The sequence below is a fragment of the Actinoallomurus acaciae genome, from assembly GCF_042429965.1.
Classification (GTDB): Bacteria; Actinomycetota; Actinomycetes; order Streptosporangiales; family Streptosporangiaceae; genus Actinoallomurus; species Actinoallomurus acaciae.
Window position 1 is genome coordinate 1 of record NZ_JBHLZP010000420.1, and the last position, 7,122, is coordinate 7,122.

The 7,122-nt window shown below is 74.2% G+C and carries 2 protein-coding genes; both read left to right on the forward strand.

The features are described 5' to 3' along the window. Window positions 1–16 precede the first annotated feature (16 nt). Window positions 17–6,604 (forward strand): scabin-related ADP-ribosyltransferase, encoded by a 6,588-nt coding sequence (locus ACFFNX_RS36980; protein ID WP_378210685.1) that lies wholly within the window; start codon window positions 17–19, stop codon window positions 6,602–6,604. A gap of 176 nt (window positions 6,605–6,780) precedes the next feature. Further along, window positions 6,781–7,122: hypothetical protein (locus tag ACFFNX_RS36985; protein WP_378210686.1), on the forward strand; the 342-nt coding region annotated here is incomplete at its 3' end.

Below are 7,122 nucleotides of genomic sequence, written 5' to 3' on the forward strand. Positions count from 1 at the left end.
CGGGGGCCGGTTCATCGTGGTCGACCACGGGGGCCGGATCGTCTGGTTCGAGTCGGTCTCCGGCCTGCCGGTGCGCCCGCCGGACGACGCCCTGCGGCTGTACTCGCTCGACATGGACGCCCAGGGCACGCTGGTGAACCCGCCCGCCGAGCTGCGCGGCGCCCGGCCGCGCGAGACCGCGTTCGGCCCGGTGCGCGACACGGCGCTGGCGATGGTCGCGCACCACCTCGATCCGCGCGGCCGCCGCCAGGACCCCTGGGCGGTCGCCCAGCGTGAACGCCCGGCGCTCGTCCTGTCCGCCGCCGAGTTCGAGCACGAGGTGGCCGCCGAGGACGAGGCCGCCTCGACGGCCGGGCCGGGCCCGCGGATCGTCAGCCTGTCCACCGCGACACTCGGGCCGCTGCCGGCCGATCCGCACCTTTACGTCCACATCAGCGGCAGGCACGGGATCGGGCCGGTCGGCGCGACGACACTGACCTGGCGGCCGGTGGGGCGGCTGGCCGACTTCACCCCTCTGCTGTGGCTCCTGCGGGGCGGTCCGCGGCAGGTGCCCACCGTCGCGAACGTCGTGCGGACCGCGCTGGGCGCCGCGGTGAACCATCTGTCGGGTCCCTCCGGACGGACCGGCGTCCAGCGGGTCCGCGAGACGCTCGGCGACCGCGTCGGCCGGATCACCGAGACGCCGCAGGAGCTGCCGGCCGGCCTGCCGGTCGGCACCTGGGTCTGGTTCACCGGTCCGGTCGGCACCGGTGTCGCCGTCGTGACGCCGACCGGGTACCGCGCCCACCTCGCCGGCGGCACGGACACGACGGAGACGACCGAGCAGGACGTACGGGGCGTGCTCAACGGGCAGCCCCACACGATCGTGGTCAGCCGTGCGCCGGTGGGTTCTCCCAGGCCCCCGGACCGAGACCCGTCCGTCCTCTCCTCACCCGTCCTCTCCTCACCCGGCCCGGACACCTCCCGCGGTACGGCACGCTCCACCGGGACGCGGGGCACCTCACGCGGCGGCGGCACGCAGCGCGGGGCGGGCACGCAGCGTGGGGCGGGTACGCTGCGCGGCGGTCGGCGCGGCACCGCGCCGGCGGACACGTCGCAGCAGGTGGCGGTCGATCAACCGCTTCCGCAGACACCGCACGTGTACGTCGGCGCGGACGGGCGGTACCGGGTCACCGCCGCCGGCGTACGGCGCCCGGACCAGCAGGACCTCGGGCCGCTCTCCCGGTACGCCCCGCTCTCGTGGCTGACGCGCGGCGGCCCGGCCCGGAACACGACGGTCGCGGACGTCGTGGCGACCGACCTGGAACAGGCGACGCGGTTCCTCACCGAGGCGACCGTGACCGGCGAGACCGCCGAGGCGGTGCGCTCGCTCCTCGCCGGCACCACCGGGCGTACCGTCGAGACGACCCGTGAGGTGCCCGCGAACCTGCCGCCGGGCACCCTGATCTTCTACACCGGTCCGGTGCACACCGGGGCCGCCGTGGTGCTGCCGGACGGCCGCTACCGGCGTACCGGACCGGGCGACACGACACTCACCACGCGCGACCGGTCCGGGCTGCGTCAGGTCGGCGACGGCCGGCACACCGTCGTCATCGCCCGGCCCGGCCGGGCCGCGTCGGCGAAGGCGACGACGTCCAAGTCCACCGGCCCGAACGAGGTCGAGAGGGCGGCCCGCCGAGCCGCGGAGATCGAGCAGGCCGAGTTCGACCCGGCCCGGCTGGACCAGGTGCTGCGCGGCCGGCGGCTGCGGCCGGTGGAGGTCCCGCTCGACAACAACTGCTTCTACCACAGCCTGATCGTGATGGCCGGTCCGTACCTGGCCCGGCACATCACCGGCCTGGACATCCGGGGTGACCAGCGGGTCGCCGTGCAGCGCCTGCGGAACTGGCTGGCCGACCGGCTGCAGGCCGACCTCCTGGTCGCGGCCCAGGGCCTCCCGTCCCGCTACGGGGACTTCTTCCACGTGGCCGACCGGAGAGGCTCGGTCGCCGAACAGCAGCGTGCCCTCGTGAACCAGATCCGGCGGATGGACTCGTGGTCCAACGAGGCCGGCGACCTCGCCGCGCACATCGCGGCGAATGAGCTGGGCCTGCCGCTGACACTGGTCCAGGACCGTTACGTCACGCCGCTCGGACCGGACGGCACGGCCCGGCTCAGCTTCATCCGCACACCCGGTCACTTCCGTGGCGCAGAGAGCACGACCCGGTCGGCGCCGGGGGTGTCGTGGGAGACGCTCCGTCCGGCGCTGCCCACGTCGGCCGAGGACGCCCGGAGACGGCTCCAGGTGCGGACCGAGGCGCTGGAGCGGCGGCTGCACCACGCCACCACCGACCTCGAGACGCTCCTGAGGCGGCTTCCGCCGAACACCAGGGGCGTGCGGCGTACCGAGGCCGATGCGATCGTCGGCCGGTTCCGGCAGGGCCGCTCGCCCGGCGCCCACGACGGCGTCCCGGCGCACATCCGCGCCCAGCACCGGCTCGACGTCATGTTCCGGGAGGTACGGGAGCTGGAGCGGCTGACCACGGAGATCCACCACGAGCTGGGCGACCCGGGGCCCTCCACCGGGGTGCCGGACCTCTCCCCGACGGCCCCCGTCGCGACTGAGGCGCCGGGCGGATCCTCCTTCGCCGGGCCGGTGCGTCCGGCCCGGCCGGAGTACGACCGGCGGAACCGCGAGGTGAGCGACTATCTGGTGATCGAGGTCAACCGCCGGCTGGCCGGGTTCGGGGAGCGGCGGACCGGTGGCGCGGTCGACGCCGCCCGGGTTCGGCGCGCACTGGCCGAGCTGCCTCAGGGAGGTCCGAACGACCCCAAGGGGCTGGCCGCCGACATCGCCGGCCGGCTCGCGTTCGGCGCGCCTCCGAGAGTGAGGGCCGGCGCGGTCGGCTTCGAGGCGGAGGCCCGTACGCTCATCCGGCTTCGGGACGGGCTGAACCCCTGGGAGAACGACTTCCGGATCACCGCGCGGGACGGGAGCTTCTCCGTCGTCCTCGACAGCACGTTCCTCCACATCGCCACGGACGGGACTGTGTTCGGGTCCGCGGAGGCGCTGCGACAGGCCGGCCGGACCCTCGCCAGGCGGGTACCCCGGCGGATCCTGGAGATCGTCACCGCGCCGATCGCGACGGTCCCCGGCGACGTCGGCCGGGCGAACGGCGAGAGCGTCCTCGCGGCGGTGGAGGCCGCCATCGAGCGGCTGGGGCGGCTCCAGGGCGATCGGCCGATCGAGGAGATCTTCCCCGAGGAGTCGTTCACGTACTCGGACGACGCGCGGGGCGCCGTCGTCCAGCCCGACCCCGCCGGCCGCCCGTTCGACTTCCTGGTGCACTTCACCGCCGGAGTCCCCGTGACGCGGATGCACGAGTTCCTGAGCGGTGTCCGCGACCACAGCACCTCCCGTAGCGCGGCCCGGCAGCACCTCGCGGACGCGCTCAACTTCGGCGACGAGATCGCCGTCGGCTACGTGCGGACGCTGCCCGGGTTCGCCGGCCACCGGATCCCGCCGTACGCGATGGGCCTCCTCACCGAGCGTCCGGACGTCAGCGCGCTGCGCGGCTTCCTGGCGTTGGTCTACGCCCAGGTCGGCCCCATCATGCACGGCCCGCCGAACGAGAACGTGGCCCTCAAGGCGCGCGCGGCGGCGGCGTCGCGCACGTCCCTGGCCGGCATCCGTAGGACACTGCCGGACCCGGTCCAGGCGTTCCTCGCCGACCAGGCGCAGAACATCCGGGACGCGGTCGTGCGCACGGCGAGCGCCCGGCGGCCGGAGGTGCACGGCACCGACCCGCTCAGCGCGGAGGGCCTCGACGAGCAGTGGGGACACACGATCGGCGACTACCTGGACACCGCGCTGCTGCCCGGCCGGCCTTTGATCAACCAGGACGAGGCGCTCGGCGTGGACACGCATTTCGACGATCCGGACACCAACGACGGCCACCTGCCCGTGCCCCTGGTCCTGGTCGAGCTGCGCGGTTTCGGGCGGCAAGAGGGCGGCCGTCACACCGCGGCGGCTCTGCGGGACCGTTTCGAGACGGTGCAGTGGATGGCGCGGACCGCCGACTACTTCGCCCGGGCCTTCAGGACGCTCTCGAACACTGAGACCGGACGCCGGCTGGCCGCCGCCGCGCCGGCCGAACTGGACATGTTCCGCGGCACCATCCCGCAGTGGGTCCAGGAGATCGACTCGTTCGTGAACACCGCCTGGTACCTCGATCCTGTCCTGCAGGGCATGGAGAACGAGACGGCGGTCGTCACGGAGGAGCTCATCGACACGATCGTCCGCACGACGAGCGCCGTGCTGGGCGGAGACCACGGGCAGGCCGCGGGCCTCGTCGCCGAACTGGAGGGACTCATCACCGCGCTGCACGGCGTCGCGCAGCGGCATCCGATCGTCGCGCCGTTCGCCCACCCGGCGATGGCGGAGGTGAACAACGCGCTCGTCCGGCTGCGGGCGCTCGCGCGGCCAGGGCGGTCCGGCGGACGTCCGGGGCATGCCCACGCGCCCTCCGGCGGGAGGCCGGGCACGCCGCCCAGCTCCGTGACCGTGGAACAGCCGGACGGCGAGCGGGTCACGCCGTCCCCGCCGGCTCCGGAGGCGTCGCTCACCGGCGCACTGACGCGGCTGCTGGCTCGGGCACCGGAGGAGGCACGGAGCCACACCTGGCTCGATCCCGCCTCCCACCGGCCCGTCGAGTCCGCGTTCGACGTACGGCGGGTCGAGCACGACGGCGAGCGCGTCACCGAGCTCACCGTCGTCGTCCGGTTGAACCGCGAAGCCGGCGTCGGCGACACCGACCTGCGGGACACCTGGCAACGCCTGACCGCCGGCGTCGAGGAGTTCTTCAACCGGCCGCGGCACCACTTCCGCCACGGAGACCTGGCCGGTGACCTGTTCCGCGTCAGGGTCGTCCGCGCCGGCCCGGGCCAGGCCGCCCACCTGGAGACCACCGTCGCCCCCTACACCCCGGGCCGGCTCATGACGCAGCGGACCTGGATCGTCGGCCAGCGCCCCGTCTTCTACGCCCACGAGATCGCCCACCAGCTCGGCGCACGCGACGAGTCCCGCGCGACCTCACGGGACCACCGGCTGGGACGGACCACGCACACGATCTCCCGCACCGCGCGGAACGCGGGCAGCCTCATGGGGGACTTCGACGCCGTTCCCGAGGGCGGGCTCCCTCGGTCCGGCCTGCGCGACCGCCACCTCGACCTGTTCGCCACTCTCATCGGCCACGTCACCCCCTTCACGGGCCGCGGCGGAGACGACGGCCCGGCTCCGCCGGGGCGGGGAGAGCGGCCCGGACACCGGCACACCGTCCGGCGGTCCGGCCCCGCGCGGCCGGAGGAGTACGGCTACCAGGCCAGCGACACGGGCGTGATCCGGTTGCGGGACGGGCGGCTCCTGGAGAGCGATGCCTGGGCCCGCTACGGGAGCGACTTCATCCACGTCACGACCGGAATGCTGCTGAGGCACCGCACCGGGGCGATCGAACGGCTCGGCGACTGGGAGCCGCTGCGCGAGAGCCTGGGAGGCGACGCCCTGACCCCGCACACGATACGGGCCGACGAGTCGGCGATCTACCTGACGAGCGTCGCGGGCGGCCCCCCGGTACGGGTGCCGCTCGCCGACGACGGCCCTTCGACCGCCCACAGCCTGGCGGACGGCATCTACCAGGCGCTCTCCGGCACGCCTGCGCCTCCGGCCCCGGTCCGGCCGGAGCCCCCGGCGGACGACTTCGCGGCCGAGTACGAGGCGACCGTCGCGGAGTTCCCCACGGTCGTGCGGAGCGACCACTGGACGATCTGGGGGCAGGGGGCCGACGAGCCGGACGAGCGGGTGTTCGTCGCCGAGAGCACGGCGCTGGGCGGGCTGCGGGGACAGTACGACGCCGGGCCGCCCCGGGCCGGGCGGGTCGGCGATCCGCAGGGGCGGCTCTACGCCGAGGGGCCGGCCTGGAACTGGTACCTGCCCGGCCGATCGAGCCCGGTGGCCTCGTCCCGGCCCGACGTGGACACGACAGGGAAGGTCTCGGCCGACCCGGGCGCGCCGGTCGGCCGGCCGAGCCCGCACGCGGTCTCCGGCACGCCGGTCGTCGACCCGTCCGTGACCGCGGCCCGGCCGGAGCTGCTCGGTTCCGGGCTCCCGCACGCGATGAGGTGGCGTACGGACCCGGACGGGACGCCGCTGTACAAGTTCAGCGACAAGAGGCCGCAGGAGGTGTTCCGTGACGGCCTGCGGCCCAGGGGCGCCCGGCTCGGCCACCTGATCGACCACGTGTACAACAACCCCGCGGACACGGGCTATGTGAGCACCTCGCGGAACCGCCATTACCTGCGGGACTCGGCATGGAACGACCCGCGCGCGGCCGGGGCGCTGCACGGCAGGTACCAGTGGCGCTACGACGTCGTGCTGCCCGGCGGCATCGACGTCAACGCCACCCTGGACATCGCCTCGCCCTTCCCCGACCAGGAGGAGGTCGTCTTCCCCGGCGGCATCGACGTGCGGTTCATCCGCGGGGTGCAGCGGCTGGAGAACGGTTCGCCCAGCGGCGCCTACATCCCCAACCCCGACTTCCATCCCGGCTCTTCGGACCCCCAGGAGTAGTCCGGATCGGCCGCAGGGGGAGATTCCGTTGGGTGCATTTGACAGAAAGCATGCGCCGGTCAAGTTAATAGTAGAAAATCCGATTGTTGGCCTCGGCCACGGTCGGGTGCCGTGCTGGAGACGCGCGGCACGCGGCCGTGTGGCGTGCCCTGCCCGGTGGTGGGAGGAGAACACCGATGACAGCAGCCGTGGATCTGGAGATCCGGCACGGCGTGGTGCTGCCCAGGGTGACCGCGATCCCCAGCGAGGAGATCTTCGCGCCCGAGAAGGCGCCGGGGACGCTCGAGCGGGTGACGCGACATTCTCCCGTCCTCGCCACGAGCGAGGCCCCCGCACCGGGTCCGCGGCGCTCCCGTGCCCGGGTCGTGGCACTCACCGCCGTGGCCGTCGCGGTGCTCGCCGCCGTCCCGCTGCTGGTGATCTCCACGCGGCACTCCTCCGGCCGCGACGCCGCCTCGCCCGCGGCGAACCGTAACGCCGGGCAGACCGGGCGCAACCCCGGTGCGCCGGCGCCGAAC